At 62.3% G+C, this 17,645-nt stretch carries 12 protein-coding genes; 1 reads left to right on the top strand and 11 read right to left on the bottom strand.

The window, feature by feature from the left end:
• On the bottom strand, positions 1–959 hold a 959-nt coding region (locus ACILSE_RS15755; protein WP_395718371.1), incomplete at its 3' end, for a DUF1549 domain-containing protein.
• A gap of 125 nt (positions 960–1,084) precedes the next feature.
• On the opposite strand from ACILSE_RS15755, the gene ACILSE_RS15750 reads away from it, so the two are divergent.
• A complete protein-coding gene (locus tag ACILSE_RS15750; RefSeq protein WP_395718370.1) occupies positions 1,085–2,077 on the top strand; it encodes a LysR family transcriptional regulator in 993 nt (330 codons plus the stop codon).
• A 36-nt stretch (positions 2,078–2,113) separates the two neighbouring features.
• On the opposite strand, the gene ACILSE_RS15745 is transcribed toward ACILSE_RS15750, so the two are convergent.
• From ACILSE_RS15745 to ACILSE_RS15700, 10 genes are all read right to left on the bottom strand, one after another.
• Positions 2,114–3,544: a DUF1501 domain-containing protein gene (locus ACILSE_RS15745; protein ID WP_395718369.1), complete on the bottom strand. Its 1,431-nt coding sequence runs from the start codon at positions 3,542–3,544 to the stop codon at positions 2,114–2,116.
• 19 nt (positions 3,545–3,563) lie between these two features.
• Positions 3,564–4,460 carry a hypothetical protein gene (locus ACILSE_RS15740; RefSeq protein WP_395718368.1) on the bottom strand — a complete coding sequence of 299 codons (897 nt, stop codon included), beginning with the start codon at positions 4,458–4,460 and terminating at the stop codon, positions 3,564–3,566.
• Positions 4,461–4,469: 9 nt separating this feature from the next.
• Complete coding sequence (locus ACILSE_RS15735; RefSeq protein ID WP_395718367.1) at positions 4,470–7,421, bottom strand: PSD1 and planctomycete cytochrome C domain-containing protein; 2,952 nt, start codon at positions 7,419–7,421, stop codon at positions 4,470–4,472.
• Positions 7,418–8,233 carry an IclR family transcriptional regulator gene (locus ACILSE_RS15730; protein WP_395718366.1) on the bottom strand — a complete coding sequence of 272 codons (816 nt, stop codon included), beginning with the start codon at positions 8,231–8,233 and terminating at the stop codon, positions 7,418–7,420. Before ACILSE_RS15730 ends, ACILSE_RS15735 begins: the two co-directional genes overlap by 4 nt.
• Complete coding sequence (locus ACILSE_RS15725; RefSeq protein ID WP_395718365.1) at positions 8,163–8,486, bottom strand: helix-turn-helix domain-containing protein; 324 nt, start codon at positions 8,484–8,486, stop codon at positions 8,163–8,165. Before ACILSE_RS15725 ends, ACILSE_RS15730 begins: the two co-directional genes overlap by 71 nt.
• 6 nt (positions 8,487–8,492) lie before the next feature.
• Positions 8,493–9,995: a DUF1501 domain-containing protein gene (locus tag ACILSE_RS15720; RefSeq protein WP_395718364.1), complete on the bottom strand. Its 1,503-nt coding sequence runs from the start codon at positions 9,993–9,995 to the stop codon at positions 8,493–8,495.
• A gap of 5 nt (positions 9,996–10,000) precedes the next feature.
• Positions 10,001–13,006 (bottom strand): DUF1553 domain-containing protein, encoded by a 3,006-nt coding sequence (locus ACILSE_RS15715; protein ID WP_395718363.1) that lies wholly within the window; start codon positions 13,004–13,006, stop codon positions 10,001–10,003.
• Positions 13,007–13,064: 58 nt separating this feature from the next.
• A complete protein-coding gene (locus tag ACILSE_RS15710; RefSeq protein ID WP_395718362.1) occupies positions 13,065–14,822 on the bottom strand; it encodes a DUF1553 domain-containing protein in 1,758 nt (585 codons plus the stop codon).
• 162 nt (positions 14,823–14,984) lie between these two features.
• On the bottom strand, positions 14,985–16,304 hold the full coding sequence (locus ACILSE_RS15705; protein ID WP_395718361.1) for a DUF1549 domain-containing protein: 1,320 nt from the start codon (positions 16,302–16,304) through the stop codon (positions 14,985–14,987).
• Positions 16,305–16,320: 16 nt separating this feature from the next.
• Complete coding sequence (locus ACILSE_RS15700; protein ID WP_395718360.1) at positions 16,321–17,634, bottom strand: DUF1552 domain-containing protein; 1,314 nt, start codon at positions 17,632–17,634, stop codon at positions 16,321–16,323.
• Positions 17,635–17,645 lie beyond the last annotated feature (11 nt).

The raw sequence follows: 17,645 nt of genomic DNA, 5'->3' as shown, positions 1-17,645 counted from the left end.
TGCGGCGAGGTGGCAGGCAGTAGATCGCCCGCGAGCTGCTCGCGGATGAAGCGGTCGAAGGGTTTGTCCTGGTGAAAGGAGGCGACGAGGTAGTCGCGATACCGCCATGCATGTTCGGCAAAGATCTTGCCCTCCGTGCCGATCTGCTCGGCATAGCCCACGAGGTCCAGCCAATGCCGCGCCCAGCGCTCGCCGTAGGCCTTGGATGAGAGCAGACGGTCCACGACGCGCTCGTGAGGGGAAGTTCCAGACAATGAGACAATCGGATGGGGAGACAATGAGATGCCCCTCTCCTTGTCTGATTGTCCCCTTGTCTGATTGTCTCGTTCGAGGTCGGCCAGAAAGTGCTGAATCTCCTCCTCCGTCGGCGGCAGGCCGGTGAGGTCAAAGGTAACGCGCCGCAGCCAGGCATGCGCCTCGGCCTCCGGTCCTGGTTGAAGACCCGCTGCCTCCTGCTTCGCGAGAACGAAGGTGTCCACATCATTCAGCGGCCAGGCTTGATCATGCACGGCGGGTGGCGCGGCATCCCGCACCGGTTGATAGGACCAATGCTTCCGACCTTCCTCCACATCCACGCCGGTCTTTTTCACCGCTTTCGCCACCGCCGCCGTCTCGCGCGGATCGGGCGCACCGCGCTTCACCCACTCCTCCAGCACGGCGATCTCGCTTTCCGGCAGTTTCGCCTTCGGAGGCATCTCCATGTCCGGGTTCGTGTAGCGCACCGCCTCGATGAGACGGCTTTTTTCCGGCGTCCCCGGCACCAGCGCAGGCCCGCTGTCACCACCCGCCTGCCAGCCTGAGCGCGAGTCCAGCACCAGCCCGCCCTTGATCTTGCCCGCGTGCGAATGGCATTCATAGCAACGCTGCATGAGCAATGGCTCCACGCGCTCGCGGAAAAAAGCATCTCCCTCCGCCGCAGAGGCGGCGAGTGGGATCAAAAACAGGGCGGTGAGTTTCATTCGGGATTCGGAAAGACTTGGCGCGCTCGACGACGGCGAAAGCACCCTTGAAAATACAGTGCCACCACCCTTCTTCTTCATGAGCTTGCGAGACTATTTTCCTAATGGCCGTTACTCTCAGAGCAATGAAACCCAAACGCAGTGCCAAGCCCTCCGATGACCGCCGTTACTTCAAGGAAGTGCGGTTTCGCCAGATCCGCGCCCTGTTTGAAATCGCCAGGCACGGCACCTTTGCCGCAGCGTCACGGAGTCTCGGCATGGCCACGCCATCCGTGTGGCGGCAGGTGCGGGCGCTGGAGGACGACTACGGTGTGCAACTCGTCACCGCCAAAGGCCATGACGTGCGCCTCACCGAGGACGGCGAGCGGCTGCTGGACCTCGCCGCGCCGCTGGTGGAGGGCTTTGACTCGCTGAAGAAGGTCTTCCACGACCAACACGGCAAGGCCGAGCGACATCTCCGCATGGCTGCGCCCGCCACCGTGCTCAACAGCTCCCTGCGCCATGTCATCGCCCGCTACCGGCGCACGCACCCACAAGTGCGGCTCTCACTCATCGACGCCCCCTCGCGCATTGCGTGGCAGCTCCTGGAGGCCGAAAAAGCCGACCTCGCCATCGTTGGCACGCCGCAAGGAGTGACGCTGCCCACACGCTTCGAGGCCACACCGCTCGTGCGCTATCCCTTCGAGGTCGTGTGCGTTGCCAGCCATCCATTTGCCCAGATCAAAGCCCCCAAACTGCGCGACATCGTCAAGCAGCCGCTCATCCTCGCCGGGGAAAACTCAAGTTCACGCATGCAGTTTGATCACCTCGTCGCCAAAGCCGGGCTGGGCGACCAAGTGAACGTCATCATGACGGCGGGCAACGTCACCTCCATCCTCAATTACGTGGCTCTCGGCATGGGCGTGGCCGTGCTCTCCCGCCCCGCGACCGAGGCGCTGCCCGTGCCCGCCGATGTGAAAGCCCACTTCATCCACCGCGATGTCTCCGCCTCACTCGGCCATGACCAAGTCGTCCTCCTCCACCCCAAAGGCCGCCACGAACTCGCCCACGTCCGCGCCTTCCGCGAGATGGTGGTGAAGGGGCTGCGGGCGGATACGCCAAGGAAAGTCGCTTTGTAAATGCCTCGGAGCGGTAAGAAGCAGCCACTGCCATGATCACGCCAGAATCTGCTTCACCACATGCCCATGCACATCGGTGAGGCGGCGGTCCACGCCGTTGGTGCGGACGGTGAGTTTTTCGTGGTCGATGCCGAGGAGGTGCAGAATGGTGGCGTGCATGTCGTAGCCGCTGGTGATGTCTTGCGCGGCTTGGTAGCCGATGTCGTCGCTGACGCCATGCGTGATGCCGGGCTTGATGCCTGCGCCCCAGAGCCAGCTCACGAAGCTGCCGCAGTTGTGGTCGCGACCGAGCGAGCCTTGGGAAAACGGGGTGCGGCCGAACTCGGTGGTCCAGACAACGAGCGTGTCTTCGGCTAGTCCACGCTGGCGCAAATCTCGCAGCAACGCGGCGATGGGCTTGTCGATGCTGGCGGCCATCGGTGGGAGTTGTGTGGGGATGTTGCCGTGGTTGTCCCAGTTGTTCACGGCGCCCTCGGGACCGCTCCAGACCTGCACAAAGCGCACGCCGCGTTCGATGAGACGCGTGGCAAGCAGGCAGCGTTTGCCGAAGTCGGCGGTGGGTTTGTCGGTGCTGTCGAGGCAGTAGGCTTTGCGGGCGGATTCGGGCTCGCGCATCACATCAAAGGCCTCGGGGGCGCTGAGCTGCATCTTCGCGGCGAGCTCGTATCCGGCCACGCGGGCGGCGAGGCGTGAATCGCCGGGATGCTGCGCAGTGTGGGCGCGGTTCATCTGGTTAAGAAGAGCGAGTCCATCGGCACCGCGTGTGGCGTAGGCGAACTTGTCGGAAGCAAACAGGTCGGCGATGGGCTGCGGACTGTCAGCCTTGATGACGGTGCCCTGATGCACGGCGGGCAAAAAGCCAGCGGAGAAGCAGCCGCGACCGTTGTAAGGCAGTCCGCGAGCATCCGGCAGCACGATGAAGCCAGGCAGGTTGTCACTGAGGCTGCCGAGCGCATACGAGATCCACGCGCCCATGCAGGGGAAGCCGGGCAGAAGGAAGCCGTTATTGAGCAAGTAGGCGTTCTGGCCGTGGACGTTCGAGCGGCCGGTCATCGCCTGAAGAAAAGCCATCTCATCGACGAGCTTCGCCTGCTCGGGAAACAAGCTGCTGACCCATTTGCCGCACTGCCCGTGCTGCTTGAACTCGAAGGGGCTTTTCATCAGGGCACCTTGCATCCCGGTTGCGCCTTCGATCTTGGTTTTGGAGCCGAGTTTCTGCCCATCGAGCTTCGTGAGGGCGGGTTTGTAGTCCCAGGTGTCCATGGGGCTGACGCCGCCATTCATGAAGAGCTGGATGACGCGTTTCACCTTGGCACGATGATGCACGCCGCCATTCAACTCAGGTCGCGGCCTGGGAATGTCCGCTGCGGCTTCACGAGCCAGCAGATGCGTGAGCGCGAGGCCGGTGAAGCCGCCGCCGATGGTGTGGAGGAAATCGCGCCGGAGGATGGGATTTGGCGTGGTCATGAAATGAAGGCAGTAGAGTTCAGCGCAGCACCTCGCCTTTGAGTGGGTCGGCGGGGGTGTCGAGAATCTGCACCTGGCAGACGGTCTTGAAACGGGCGTGGTCGGCGAACTCCCACACGACCTTTTTGTCCGGTGTGACCTCGAAGAGCATGGGTTGCTTGCCGGTGAAACCGTGGCCGATGTAGTTGCCGAAGATGGTGTTGCCATTCGGCAGGCGATGGAGCCCCATCGGGATGCGCAAGGGATTACCGGGCAGTTCGTTCTCGCCGATGCGCCACACGGGCTTCAGGTCGGCATCGAGTTCGATGATTTCAGTCTTGTTCCAAAGGCTGATGATGAGGTGGCCGTTTGGCAGCTTAACGACCGCGCCGGGCTGGCCATCGAGTGGTATTTCCCGCAAAGGGCAGCCGTCTGCGTCCAGCTCGACGACTTTCTGTTCATCCATGAGGCAGACCCAGAAGTGGCCGTCCTCGCAGCGGCGGACGCCGCGAAACTGATGGCTCATCACCTTCGGCGTGGACTTCACCGGCAACTCCTTCACCACCTTGCCATCGCGCCCGACAATCACGAGTCGGCTCATGAAGCACTCCGCGACGAGCACCGTGCCATCCGGCAGAGGCTGGCAGGAGTGGACCTTCGCCTTCGGAGGCGCGTTGTATTGCCAGACGACCTTCTTGTCGCGTGTGACCTCAACGGCACCGGTGATCTGGCTGAAGAGCACATTCCCATTCGCCAGCAGCCAGCAATCCTGCGGCGTGGAAGCGGGATACTCCCACTCGATCTCGCCCGTGGCTGAGAGGATGCACACGCGGTTACCGCCATAGTCGGTGATGAGCAGACGGTGGGAGACTTCAGCTTGCAACTGAGCGAACGAGGCGATGAGAAAGGCTGAGAGGAAGGTGCAAATTTTCATCATATGTGGGCTTCAATTCACAAACAGGAACTCGTTGCTGTTGATGAGCACGCGGCAGAGCGCGGCCGGGCCGTTTTTCTGCGCGTAGGCGGTGAAGCCGGGGAGTTCATCACTCGTCGGCTCGCGGAGCAAAATGCGGCGCACGGCTTCGGCGGGCGTGGTGATTTGTTTCCCATGCTCACCGCTGAAATGGAGGACGAAACGGTTGTTGTAGAGCGCCAGCGATTGCAGCGCGGAGGCGGAGAAACCGCGTGACGGGGCGAGCATGCCGAGATCTGGAAAGTCGAGCGTATCCATGAAGGGATCAGGCACGCCGCGCCAGACGAAGCGGTAGATGCTGCGGCGGTGCTTCGGCAGCGCGGACCAGTCATACGCGTCGTAGTTCAGCGTGGGCGTGAGCTGCACGGGCGGACCGGTGACGAACTGCCGCACGCTCGGGCCGCCCATCGTGAGATCGAGTTGACCGGCAGTGGCGACGACAAAATCGCGGTAGCTGTCCGCATCGAGCCGCAGGCGGTTCATGCGCCAGAGCAGGCGGTTGTCGCCATCGACTTTCGCCGCGTCCTCGCGGTGCTCGCTGCTTTGACGGTAAGTGGCGCTGGTGACGATGAGGCGATGCAGATGCTTCAACGAGCCACCATGATCGCGAAGCTCACACGCGAGCCAGTCGAGTAGCTCAGGATGCGACGGCGTGCCGCCCATGCGACCGAAGTCATTCGGTGTGTCGCAGAGGCCACGCCCAAAATGATAATGCCACACGCGATTGGCGATGCTGCGCCAAGTGAGCGGATTCTTTTCATCCGCGAGCCAGTTCGCGAGCGCGGCACGTCTCGCGGCTTCATCGCTGCTTGCGTGAGCTTCGGTGAAGCGAGCAGGCAAGGCATGAATCGCGCTCAAGGCACCGCTCACGGTCTCCTTCATTGGTTTGTCGAACTCGCCGCGCTTCAGGACCTGCACGGTCTTGGCCTTCGCGTAGGTGGTGGGCGTGCCCTTGCCCACGGCGAGCAGAACGTCCGCCTTTTTGCCCGCCGCATAGACTTCAGCAGGCGCGGGCAGTTTCGACAGCTCCTCGCTCGCGATCAGGCGCAACGCGTGCGCGGCCAAAGTGAGGCGCTGGGCCTCGCTGTGCTTCTCCGACGGAAGCTTCAGCGCTTCCTGCGCGAGCGCTGGCATGGCGGCGGCGCGGACGGCAGGCTCGTCAGTGGCGGAGAGCTTGAAGAGACCGATGAGATGTGACTTTCCCGAGAGTTGCTTCAACGAGATCGTCAGCTTCGCGCCTGCTTTCAGCGTGAGCGGCTGTGCCAGCTCAAACACCGCGAAATGCGAGGCACCCACCGCCGGATGAATGCCCCAACCAGTCGCCGCATTGCCGTCAATGGCCATCGCCGAGGTCCAACCCTGCTGATCGAAATCCGCCGTGGCGCGGAAAAACTTCAGCTTCACCGGTTGCGCGGCTCCGATGTCGAAAAGCTGTGCCTCGATCTCGCTGAGCGTGAGATTGCCATTGTCCTGACGGCCTGGACCTTTTTGCGGCAGCGAATCATGTGAGAGCGCATCGAGCCGCAGTGCGGTGATCTTTGCGAGCGATGTGCTGGCCGTGATGACGTAGGTGTCCTTGTCCGGTTTTGCTCCGGATGACGAGATCGCCTCGCCATCGCGTTTCAAAGTGGAGCCATCGGTGCTGATGAAGCTCTCATAGGTCAGCGGCGTCCACTTCACCGCCGGGCCTTGTTTCTTCTCCCACTCGCTCACGAGCGCCGCGTTTTCAGCACCGAGCAGCGCAGCCTTATCCTTCGATTCGGCAGCCGAGAGCAGCGATTGCCATCGCTTCCGCGTCTGGGCGGTCTGCTTGTCCTCATCAAAGGCCACATTGCCCTCGATCACACCCGCGAAGACGGCTTGCAGCGCGTAGTAGTCCTCTTGCGTGATGGGATCAAACTTGTGCGCATGACAGCGGGCGCAGTTCGCCGTGGTGCTCGTGAAGGCACCCATTGTCTGCGTCACGAGATCATCGCGGTCGAGGTAATCAAAGTTCGTCGGAGCCGTCTGGTAAGCGCTGTGATCAAAGACGCCCGCGCCGAGAAAGCCGAGCGCCGGAATGAGCTGTGGTTCATCGGGAAACAACGCATCTGCCGCGATCTGCTCGCGAATGAATCGCCCCCACGGTTTATCCGCATTCAGCGAAGCAATGACGTAATCCCGATACCGCCACGCATGATCGCGCGGCAGATCATGCCCACAGCCATGCGTCTCTGCGAAGTGGATCGTATCCAGCCAGTGCCGCGCCCAGCGCTCGCCATAACGCGGTGACTCAAGCAAGCGGTCCACCAGCTTTTCATAAGCCTTCGGGTCCGCGTCCTTAGCAAACGCCTCCACTTCCTCGAAGGAAGGAGGCAGCCCGTGCAGATCGAACATCACGCGCCGGATCAAAGTGCGACGATCTGCTTCCGGTGATGGCGTGAGATGACGCTCGGCGAGCTTTGCGCGGATGAAGGCATCAATCGGGTTCAAGGAGAGGCGGTTTGCAACCGCCTTGGGCGCTTGCAAAGCGCCCTTCCTTGGCAGCGGCTTCAGCGACCACCAGTCCAGCTCGCTCGGACGTTTCTTATCCTGCACCCGCGGATCAGACGCACCGCTCCTCACCCACTCCTCAAGCAACGCGATTTCCGCCGACGGAAGTTTTTCCTTCGGTGGCATTTGATGCTCCTTATCACTCCAGCGCACCATCTTGATGAGCAAACTCTCCTCCGGCTTGCCCACGACGACAGGTGGCCCCGAGTCGCCGCCTTGTTCCCACCCTGATCGGGAATCGAGCGTAAGCCCGCCCTTCATCTTCTTCTCATGCGAGTGGCATTCAAAGCAGCGTTGCTGCAGGATCGGTTCGATTTTCGAGGTGAAGAACTCATCCGCGAAAACCGCTGAGAAGCCCCCAAAAGCCCAAAAGGCCAAAAACGCCCGTCTCATGCTTGCAGCCTCCTTTCGATCTCCCGCGCCGCCTTCATCACCTCGACGCCCACTTTGGCAAAAGTGCTCTTCGGCATCCGTCCGGCCACAGCGGAAGCCCAAACGACCGCCAGCAGATGATTCGGCCGGTCAAACACCGGCGCGGCCACGCAATGAATGCCCTCGTCCGCCTCGCCCCAATCGGTTCCGTAGCCCAGCTTCACCACCCGCTCGCATTCAAGTCGGAGCGCCTCCTTCGTCGTGATGGTGCGGTCCGTGAAGCGTGCCAGTTTGAGCCGTTGAACCGCCTTCTCGCGTGCTTTCGGATGCTGAAAGGCCAGCAGCACCTTGCCCGGCGCATTGTTGTGCAGGCCAAAACGAAGCCCGATCTCGACACAGATGCGCACCGCCTGCGTGCTCTCCACCTGCTCGATGACTACACCCTCGTCACCAATCGGAATGCCAAGCTGCACCGTCTCGCCCACCACATCCCGCAGCGCCCGCATCGGCTCCAGCGCACATTCGACCAGGCTCACGCGACCCACACGCGGATGTCCCAGCCGCAGCAACTTTCCGGTCAGCCGGATGATCATCGTCGCCTCATCACGCTCCACATAGCCGCGCACCATCAACGTCTGCACCAGCCGTGAGACCGAGTTTTTCGGGCTGCCGATGGTCCGGCTGATCTCCGAAAGGCTCAAACCCTCCGGCCTCGCATCCAACGCCTCCAAGATCGCCAGTCCTCGATCCAGCGCCGGTGCCTCAATGTTCGCACCTGTCGCGTCTTTGGAACGCGATTGTGCCGTATTTGGAACGTGTTCTATGGGTGTCACGGACGGAATACCCGTCACGCCAGAATTTCTTGCGGAAAAGATCACTAATTTTCCCCGCCAGCACATACACGCCGGGAATCGTGTCGCCACCCTCAATGCGGCTAATCATGTCACGCGAGACACCGCACTTCATCCACAGCGCATACATGCTCAGTCCACAGGCTTCTCGGAGTTCCTGCAAGCGCCTCGGCAGCCGCTCGCGGATGCGCTCGGCGTAATCGTGGGCGTCGTGGTTGTCCGGCGCGGTGGGCATGGAAAATCACACGAGCACCTCCTTGATAACATGCCCATGCACATCGGTGAGGCGGCGGTCGATGCCGTTGTTGCGGTAGGTGAGCTTGGTGTGGTCGATGCCTAGCTGGTGGAGGATGGTGGCGTGGATGTCGTAGCAGGTGGTGGGATTGGAGCGGTCGAGGGGTTTGTAGCCCCATTCGTCGCTTTCGCCGGCGGTGATGCCGCCTTTGATGCCGCCGCCGCAGAGCCAGTTGGTGAAGACGTAGGGGTTGTGGTCGCGGCCTTTGCCCCCGCCTTGGGAGCTGGGCATGCGGCCAAACTCGGTGGTCCAGAGGATGATGGTGTCGTCGAGCAGGCCGCGCTGTTTGAGGTCGCGGATGAGGGCGCTGGCTCCGCGGGCGAAACCTCGCGCAAGCGGGCCGTGGTCGCGCTCGACATCCTCGTGGCTGTCCCAGTTGCGACGAGGATAGCCGTTGTCGTTGCCGCTCCAGATTTGCACGAAGCGCACGCCACGTTCGAGGAGCCGCCGGGCGGCGAGACATTTGCGACCAAAGATGTCAATCTCCTCCTCGGCGTTGATTTCCTTGGGCCAGTTTTTCACGTCGTCGCGGATGCCATACATCGCTTTGGTGGCGGCGGATTCTTTGGAGATGTCGAGAGCCTCGGGCGCGGCGAGTTGCATCTTGGCGGCGAGTTCGTAGCTGCGGATGCGTGCGTCCAATCGTTCGTCGCCAGGGCGTGTGGCGGCGTGAGTAGCATTGAGCCGGGCGAGCAAGGCACCGCCATCGCGCTCGCTGGCGGAGTTGATGAAGTCGCCGCGTTTGGCGTCGGGGAAAAGGTCCACGATGGGTGTCTCGCTGCCGGGATAGATGACGGTGCCCTGATGCTGCGCTGGGAGAAAGGCGGCGTCCCAATTCTTGGTGCCGTTGGAGGCGAGTCCGCGATGGTCGGGTAGCACGACGTAGGCGGGCAGGTTGTCATTCATCGAACCAAGCCCGTAGCTGACCCATGAGCCAGCGCTGGGGAAACCGGGGCGGTTGAAGCCGGTGCTCTGAAGAAGCGTGCCCTGCGAGTGAACGCCGGTCTTGCCGACGAGATTGTGAATCCACGCGATTTCATCCACAACGCTGCCGAGGTCGGAGACGACTTCGCCGAGCATCTTCCCGCTCTGGCCATGGGGCTGGAAATCCCACACGGGTTTCTTCCACGGGCCGAGTCCGTTTTGAAAGGCCTCCACGGCTTCACCGAAGTCGCTGGGCTGGCCGTGGTGCTTCACGAGTTCGGGTTTGAAATCAAAGAGGTCGAGATGGCTGGCTGCGCCTGCCATGAAGAGCTGCACGACGCGTTTCGCCTTCGGCGGATGATGGAGCTTGCCGCTGAGAATGCCGGGCAGTTCGCCTGCGCGGGATTGTTCTGTGCCAAGCATGGCTGCGAGTGCGATGCCGCCGAGCCCGCCGCCGCTTTGCCAAAGGAAGTCGCGGCGGGTCATCGGAGAGGAAGGGGTGGAGCGATGGAAGGGTGAGTTCATGACAGTTAGTCGATGAAGACGAATTCGTTGAGGTTCAGCACGAGGCGGCAGGCGTTCGCGAGGCCGTGCTGCTTCGCATAGCGGAAGAGTTCTTCGCGCTCGGCATCGGTGGGCGTGCGTTGCAGCGCGATGCGGAAGGCGGCGCTGATTTGGGCTGCGGGTTCGGCACTTGGTTGGGCAACGCGTTCCGCAAAGTGCTTCGCCATCGCGAGTGCGAGTTGATTGTTGAGCTGCGCGAGCGCTTGCAGGGGTGTGATGGTCTGATTGCGCCGCTCCACGAGCATGGACGGGTCCGCGCAGTCCATCGTGGCCATCCACGGCTGCTGCTGGCTGCGCACGATGAAGCGGTAAATCGAGCGGCGCTGAATCTTCGCGTCCTCGGGGTCGGAGAGCTGGTATTCGTAGTGCGGCGAGTGCTCCGGGTGCGTGATGACGAAGTCCTGAAAACTCGGCCCGCCCATGGTGAGGTCGAGCTTGCCAGCGGCGGCGAGGATGCTGTCGCGAATGGCCTCCGCCTCCAGCCTGCGGCGGTTCTGCCGCCAGAGCAGCGTGTTTGAGCCATCGGTCTCGGTGGCGCGTTTCATCAGGGCTTCATCGGGCACGGATGTCTGGCGATACGTCTCGCTGGTGACGATGAGCTTGTTCAGTGACTTGAGCGAACCTTTCGCGTCATCGCGGAACCACACCGCCAGCCAGTCGAGCAACTCGGGATGCGTGGGCGCTGATCCCATTTTGCCGAAGTCATTCGGCGTCTCCACGATGCCGCGCCCGAAATGATACTGCCACATGCGGTTCACGATGCTGCGCCAGGTGAGCGGGTTGCGCTCGTCGGAAAGCCAGCGTGCCAGCGCAGCGCGGCGCTCGCCTTCGTCGGCATCGGGTTTCAGGTCGAAGCGTGAAGGCAGCGGCGAGAGAAAACTCAGCGAACCCGGCGACACTTCTTTGCCTGGCCGTTTCACATCGCCGCGAGCCAGGACGGTGATGGTGCGCGGCTTGCCACCATTCGGGCCGGTGCCGGAAAAAGCGCCAGTGCCGTAATGCACGGTGCCCGCATAAACCATTTGCGGTTTGGGGAACTTGCTAAGTTCAGCCGTCACGCGTTTGAGCGCTTCCGTCGTGTCGGCGCGTTGCTTGCGCTTTGGCTCCGCGAGTGATTCGAGCAACAACTTCGCCCGCTGCGCGCGCAGGCTGGCGATGTCGCCCGTGCTCGCATCCGGCTGAACGGGCGCGTGGCCGTCCACGAGGTTCGCCTTTGCCCATCGCGGCGCGGCTTCGATGCTGTCCTGCGCGGAGACACTTGCGCCGAGCGCGAGATTCTTCCCCGATTCATCGAGCACTTGCAGCTCCGCGAGTGCAAGGATGTAGTCATCTTTGCGAGGCGCGAGCTTCGTCGCTGTCAGGCGCACATAGCGCGCATGGAAGTCGCCTTTTGCTCCACCCGTCGTGAAGGGGGCGGTGCCGGGGTTGGCGAAGTCATGCATGAAGGTCTCGTCGTGCCGTTTCCACACTAGCGCCGCATCCTGGTGAAACTCCGGGTCATCGCTCACCTCCACCTTGAACCGCAGCGGAAAACCAAAACCCGCGCCGATGCCGCCAAAGTCATCGTAGGCCGGGAGCAGCACGATCTTGTCGATGTCCCTGCTCTTGCCGAGATCGACCTGCACCCACTTTACCGCATCCTGTTTTGGCGAGACCGCGCTGTGATACCCGAACTGCGGAACGCTGTTGCCTTTCAGGATCTTCGTGGCCGTGGCGATGCGTTGATCGAGGTTCACGAGCTTGTCGCCCGCCGCCTTGGTGGCCTCGTCATCGAGAGTCTTCATCCGCGCGTCGAGCTGGCGCTTTTCAAACTGGATCATCGCATACCGCTTCGTGAGCGCGGCATCGGCGAAGTAGGCTTTGTCCGCGCGATCCAGCGCCGCGAAGTCCGCCTGGAGCGAGTAGTAGTCCTCCTGCTTGATGGGATCGAACTTGTGATCGTGGCACTGCGCGCAATGCACCGTGACCGACTGGAAGGTATTGATCGTGTTGCTGATCATGTCATCGCGGTCGAGATGACGCGCGATCTTGCCGTCGGTCTTCGTCTCCGGCACTTCGCTGTGGCCGATGAGATCCCACGGCCCGGCGGAGATAAAACCCAGCGCCGTGACGCCATCCACCGTATCGGGGAACAGTACATCGCCAGCAATCTGCTCCTGCACAAAGCGAGCGTAAGGCTTGTCGTCGTTGAAGGCGCGGATGACGTAGTCGCGGTAGGGCCAGGCGTTGTTGCGCGGCTTGTCTTTGTCATAGCCATGCGTCTCGCCGTAGTGGACGACATCGAGCCAGTGCCGCGCCCAGCGTTCGCCATAGCGCGGACTCGCGAGCAAGCGGTCCACGAGCTTGTCATAGGCTTTCGGATCTTTGTCCGCGCAGAAGGCATCCACCTCCTCCGCCGTCGGTGGCAGTCCGATGAGATCGAACGAGACACGGCGGATCAACGTGCGGCGCTCCGCCTCGGGTGAAGAGGCCAGCCCACGCTCACGCAGCTTTGCGTGGATGAAGGCATCGATCGCGTTCACTTCGTTGCCGGGGACGCTCGGACGTTTCAGCGGCTGAAAGCTCCAGTGCTTCGTTGACTCTGCGGCTTGCGTTGTCTTTTCCACCACAGCCCCAGACCACTTCGCGCCTGCCTCGATCCACTGCCGCAGCGTGGCAATCTGCGCCGCGCTCAACGGTTTCGCGTCGCTCTTGCGCGGCGGCATGAAGAGTTCCTTGTCCGTGCCATCCACGAGATGAATCAGCGTTCCCGCCTCCGGCTTGCCCGGCACGATAGCCGCGTTCCCGCTCTCACCACCCGCCAGCGCCGCCTCACGCGAGTCCAGTCGGTAGTCACTCTTGTGTTTCTCCGCGCCGTGGCACCCGGCGCAATGCGCGTCGAAGATAGGCTTCACATCGCGAGTGAAATCCACGGATGCCGCAAACAGCGGCGGGCAGACGGCGAGGAAAATCAGGGAAGTAAATCGAGACATGGTTGTATCCTGGGTTCAAACGGGAAAACTGTCATGCCACGCGTGCGCGTGACAGGCATCACTCCATCACCGCAAACTCCGGTGACAGCAGAATGGCCTGGCAGAGTTCTTCCCAGGCCGAGAGCGGCTTCTGCGGGGCTTTGGGATTGGCGAAATCGACGCGCGCGTCCCAGCGACGGGCCATGCCTGGCATCGCGGGCATGTCGGTGCCGGGCATGACGATGCTGGGACTCCATTGATACGCGGCGGCGTCTTTGCCGCTGACGCTGCTGACGATGAAGTCGAGCGTGTCGCCTTTCTTGACGGCGATTTTGGTCAAATCAGTGCACACGGCCTGCTTTTTCGCGGTCCACTCGCCGAGTTGGCCAGCGCGGCTGCTGAGGACGCGAGCGACGACGCCGTCGCTCTTTTCGTCCATGTGGATGAGTTCGGCGGCGATGTTCACCTCACCATCGAGCGGCGCGACCCAGCGGCGCACGGTGCTTTGCTTGCTCGCGGCACCGGGATCACCGCCCATCGCATCGAGCATGACTCCGGTGCCTTTGAAGGCTTTGCCGTCAAAGTTGGCGAGCGAGGCAAAGTCCTTCACCTGCTTCGCGGCGGCATCGAAATCGCCGAAGCCATACTGCCAGTCCTGCGACTCGGGATGCACGAGGTCGTTCTTCGGATACGCGGCGAGATAGTCGTGCGCGCGCTGCATTTCCTTGTCCGTGGGCTGGCGCTGAAACACGCGGCGATACAGTTCCTCAATGCGGCTGTTGTCATCCGGCAGGTCTTTGGCGAGCGTAGCAGCCAGATTCTTCGCGCTGTCGGTCAGCAGCGGGCTGTTCATCAAAATGAGCGCACGCGGTGTCAGTGCGGTGCGGCTGCGTTTCGGCGCGCTGAAGTTCGGATCGGGGAAATCAAAGCTGCGGTAGATCGAGGGCAGTGTTTTGCGATCGACGAAGGCATAGACGGTGCGGCGTGTGCTGTCGGCGATCTTCTCGGGCTTGCCGCCGAGATCGGGTTTCAGGCGACCGGTGACGGCGAGCAGGGTGTCGCGGAACGGTTCCAGATCGAGCGGGCGCATGGGGAAATCGGCGCGCTGATAGGCGGCGGTGAGCATGAGGTGCTTGTGCAGCTTCTTGAAGCTCCAGCCATTCTCCATGAACCATGCGGCGAGGTGATCGAGCAGCGGCTGGTTTGTCGGTTTGTCGCCACGGAAGCCGAAATCGCTCGGCGTGCCGACGATGGCATCGCCAAAGTGCCAGCCCCAGACGCGATTGACGATGACGCGGGCAGTGAGCGGGTTGTTTTTGCTGGCAATGGCCTGCGCGAGCTGGAGTCGGCCGCTTTTGTCTTTGGGGAAAGGCTCGGGCGAGATGTGATGCAGCACGGTGATGAACTGACGGGGCGCGGCGGGGCCTGGCGTCGCGGGATTGCCGCGCACGAAGACCTTGCCGTCATACATCTTGTCCGCATCAACGAAGATCATCGGACGAACGGGTGCGCCGGGGTGAGTCAGCGCAAGCTTCCTGAGCTCGTTGAACGGCTTCTCCGATGGATCGCCCTCGGGCAGGATGCGCGAGGACCGAATGTTCTTGGTGGGGAACTTCATGCCGGAGCCTTGAGCGATGAGGAGCTGATGCAGCGCCTCTTGATCGGCATCGGGCAGCGGAAGCTTCGCGTCCAACGCTTCAAGGCGGTCGAAGAACATCGGCTGGAGTTTGTCAATGAACGAAAAGTAATCCATTATGAACAGATCGATCTCCTCCTGCGTGAGCTGCACCGGCTTGTCGATCTCCGGCTGTGCGAGCGTGCGCCAGGCGGTGTCCACGGCGGCAAAGAGTTCGTTGTAGCGGATGCCTATCTCCGCAAGACTCGTGGCAGGCTTGGCGAAGGCTTTGGCGACCAGCGGATGGAGCGTCGGCGCGGGGCTGAGCTTGGTCTTGGTGATGAACTCGAGGAACGGCCCGAAGACCTCCGGATGCGCCTCGATCTAGGCTTTGCGGCTGGTGAGGAAGAAGCCATACACTTCGGTGTTGAGCTTCTGCTTGAAGCACATGCCGAACACTTTCTTGTTGACGTATTGCGACTTCCAGCCGGCTTCTTCGGCCAGCACGAGGTAGTCACCGACGCGGCTACGCGCCTCATGGATGGCGGCGCTCGCGCCCTTGATCGAGGTCGTGGCGTAGTCGGTGCGGAGCTGGAGATTCTTGGCGCGGAACTCCCGCACGACATCGGAGTCGGCCTGCGGCATGGCGGGCGTGTTGGCGGGCTCCTTGCTGCTCTTGAGCACCGAATAGAGACCGTAGTAGTCCTTGGTCGTGATCGGCTCCAGCTTGTGATCGTGACAGCGCGCGCAGCCGATGGTGAGGCCGAGCAGACCGCGACCGATGACGTCGATGGTGTCGTCGAGCGTGTCGTCATCGAGACGGCCATCTTTACGCCGTCCGAGGCCGAGGAGGCCCATGCCTGCGAGCGTGCGCGTGTCCTTCGCGGTGTCGAGCTGATCAGCGGCGATCTGTTCCAGAATGAAGCGGTCGTAGGGTTTGTCGCTGTTGAAGGCGTCGATGACGTAATCGCGGTAAGTGAAGGCGTTCGGATAGGTGTCATTTCCGTTGTAGATGCTGCCCATGCTATCAGCGTAGCGCGCGACATCGAGCCAGTGGCGGCCCCAGCGCTCGCCGTAGCGTTTGTCGGCCAGCAGCTTGTCGATGAGCTTCTCAAAAGCCTGCGGTGAGTTGTCGGCGGCGAAGGCATTGACCTCCGCATACGTCGGCGCGATGCCGACGAGGTCGAGGTAGGCGCGGCGGATGAGCGTGCGCTTGTCTGCGGATGGTTTGCCCTTCGTGCCAATCAAATCATCAAGTGACGCAGGTTTGGGATCGACCACGGGCTGGAGCGACCAGTGCTTCTTCGCGGCTTCGAGATGCTGCTCGATCTTGGTTAGTGTGCGAGGGCCGCTGCGGGGATCTGGAGCGCCCGCTTTGATCCAGGACTCGAGATCGGCGATCTGAGTGCCGCTGAGTTTATTCTTCGGCGGCATTTGCAGATCTTTGTTCGCCCACTTCACCGCCTGGATAAGCAGCGATTTCGCCGGATCGCCCGCCACCAGCGCTGGACCGGTGTCACCGCCTTTGAGCGTGCCTTCCTTCGTTTCGAGCAGCAGATTGCCCTTCTGCTTTTTGTCGGCGGAATGGCACTCGTAGCAGTGCTCGACGAGGATGGGGCGGATCTTGGATTCGAAGAGGTCCGCATCCTCGGCAGGCGCTGAGACGGCTGCGATGAGTGCGATAAAAGTGGCGAGGCGGATCATGCGGTAGATAGGTGATTCAGGCGAGCTCGAGCCCCGTCAGCGTGCCGCTGCTGGAGCTGAAACGATCCGACGCGATGCCGGCGCGCTGGAGCATCGAGAGGTAGAGATTGCACAGCGGTGTGGAGCCGGCCCCGACGACGGGGGCGGGGGTCTTGGTGTCGGGTTCCTTCACGGCGGCGGCGATGCTTTCGATGTAGGGCTGGTTGAAGGTGAGGTGCTGGCCGTGTTTGAAGCCGCCACCGGCGAGGAGCACTGGGAGGTTGGCGGTCGAGTGCGAATTGCCGTCTTTCAGATTGCTCGTGATGAGGACCATCGTGCGGTCGAGCATGTTGCTGCCGGAGCCTTCCTGCGCGGCTTTCAGCTTGGTGAGCAGTCCGCCGTAGGCTTGCAAAAGCTCGACCTCCACCTGGCGGCAGGCTTCGAGCTTCTTCGGCTCTTTGCCGTGATGCGAGAGGTCGTGGTGGTCGCCGAAGGTCTTAATGGTGATGGCGCGAGTGGAGTCGGTGACGAGCGCGAGGTAAATCATGTCGAACATGAGCTGGAGCTTCTTCTGTTGCTGGCCGGGACCGGCGATGTCCGCCGGCGCGGCCCCGGGCGCTTTAGGCTTCGGGCGGTTCACCCATTCGCCGGACATCTGGAGCTGCCGCTCCACGTCGCGCACGGACTCGAAGTATTCATCCAGCCGCGCACGGTCTGCGGCGGTGACGCGTTTGCCCAGCCGCTTCGCCTGGTCGCCCACGAAGTCGAGCATGCTGCGGCCGGTGCCGATTTTGCGGAGTTCCTCGGTCTGCTGCGCGGGTGTGCTGGCGAGGAAAAGTTTGGCGAACACTTGCGATGGCCGGTCCACGGCGGGGATGTTCACGCCATTGCCGGTGTAGGAAAGGCTACCGTTGTAAGTGGTGAGAACGAGGCTGTCGTAGCGTGTCTGGCCGCGGAAGTGCGTGGCGAACTCCTGGTCGAGCGAGATGGTGTTCTTGAGGTTGTAGGAGTAGTCGGGATACGGCGCGCCGGTGAGCATCACGGCCTCGGCCTTGTGCCCGCCTCCGCCGGTGTTCGGATGACTGAGGCCGGAGATGATGGTGAAGTCGTCGCGCACCGCCTTGAGGTGCTGCAGATGCGGCGTGAGCGCGTAGTCGCGGCCCGCGGTGGTCGGCACGAAGACTTGCGGATCGAATCCAAACGGCGTGCCGATGGCGACGAGTCGGCGCGGGTTCGCGACGGCGGGTGCGGCGGCGGTCGCGATGGCCTTCGTCATGGATTCGAGGAAAGGCAGCGCGAGCGAGATGCCGGTGGTGCGCAGGAAGGTGCGGCGGTTGATTGGTGCGTTCATGAGGATGGGTC

The organism is Prosthecobacter sp., assembly GCF_044236155.1.
Classification (GTDB): domain Bacteria; phylum Verrucomicrobiota; class Verrucomicrobiia; order Verrucomicrobiales; family Verrucomicrobiaceae; genus Prosthecobacter.
The sequence above is the reverse complement of the archived record's forward strand: the minus strand, read 5'-3'. Positions and strand labels throughout refer to the sequence as shown.

Coding starts and splice junctions, on each gene's coding strand:
- ACILSE_RS15750 (WP_395718370.1), top strand. CDS start 1,085: ATGAAACCCAAACGCAGTGCCAAGCCCTCCGATGACCGCCGTTACTTC.
- ACILSE_RS15745 (WP_395718369.1), bottom strand. CDS start 3,544: ATGACCACGCCAAATCCCATCCTCCGGCGCGATTTCCTCCACACCATC.
- ACILSE_RS15740 (WP_395718368.1), bottom strand. CDS start 4,460: ATGATGAAAATTTGCACCTTCCTCTCAGCCTTTCTCATCGCCTCGTTC.
- ACILSE_RS15735 (WP_395718367.1), bottom strand. CDS start 7,421: ATGAGACGGGCGTTTTTGGCCTTTTGGGCTTTTGGGGGCTTCTCAGCG.
- ACILSE_RS15725 (WP_395718365.1), bottom strand. CDS start 8,486: ATGCCCACCGCGCCGGACAACCACGACGCCCACGATTACGCCGAGCGC.
- ACILSE_RS15720 (WP_395718364.1), bottom strand. CDS start 9,995: ATGAACTCACCCTTCCATCGCTCCACCCCTTCCTCTCCGATGACCCGC.
- ACILSE_RS15715 (WP_395718363.1), bottom strand. CDS start 13,006: ATGTCTCGATTTACTTCCCTGATTTTCCTCGCCGTCTGCCCGCCGCTG.
- ACILSE_RS15705 (WP_395718361.1), bottom strand. CDS start 16,304: ATGATCCGCCTCGCCACTTTTATCGCACTCATCGCAGCCGTCTCAGCG.
- ACILSE_RS15700 (WP_395718360.1), bottom strand. CDS start 17,634: ATGAACGCACCAATCAACCGCCGCACCTTCCTGCGCACCACCGGCATC.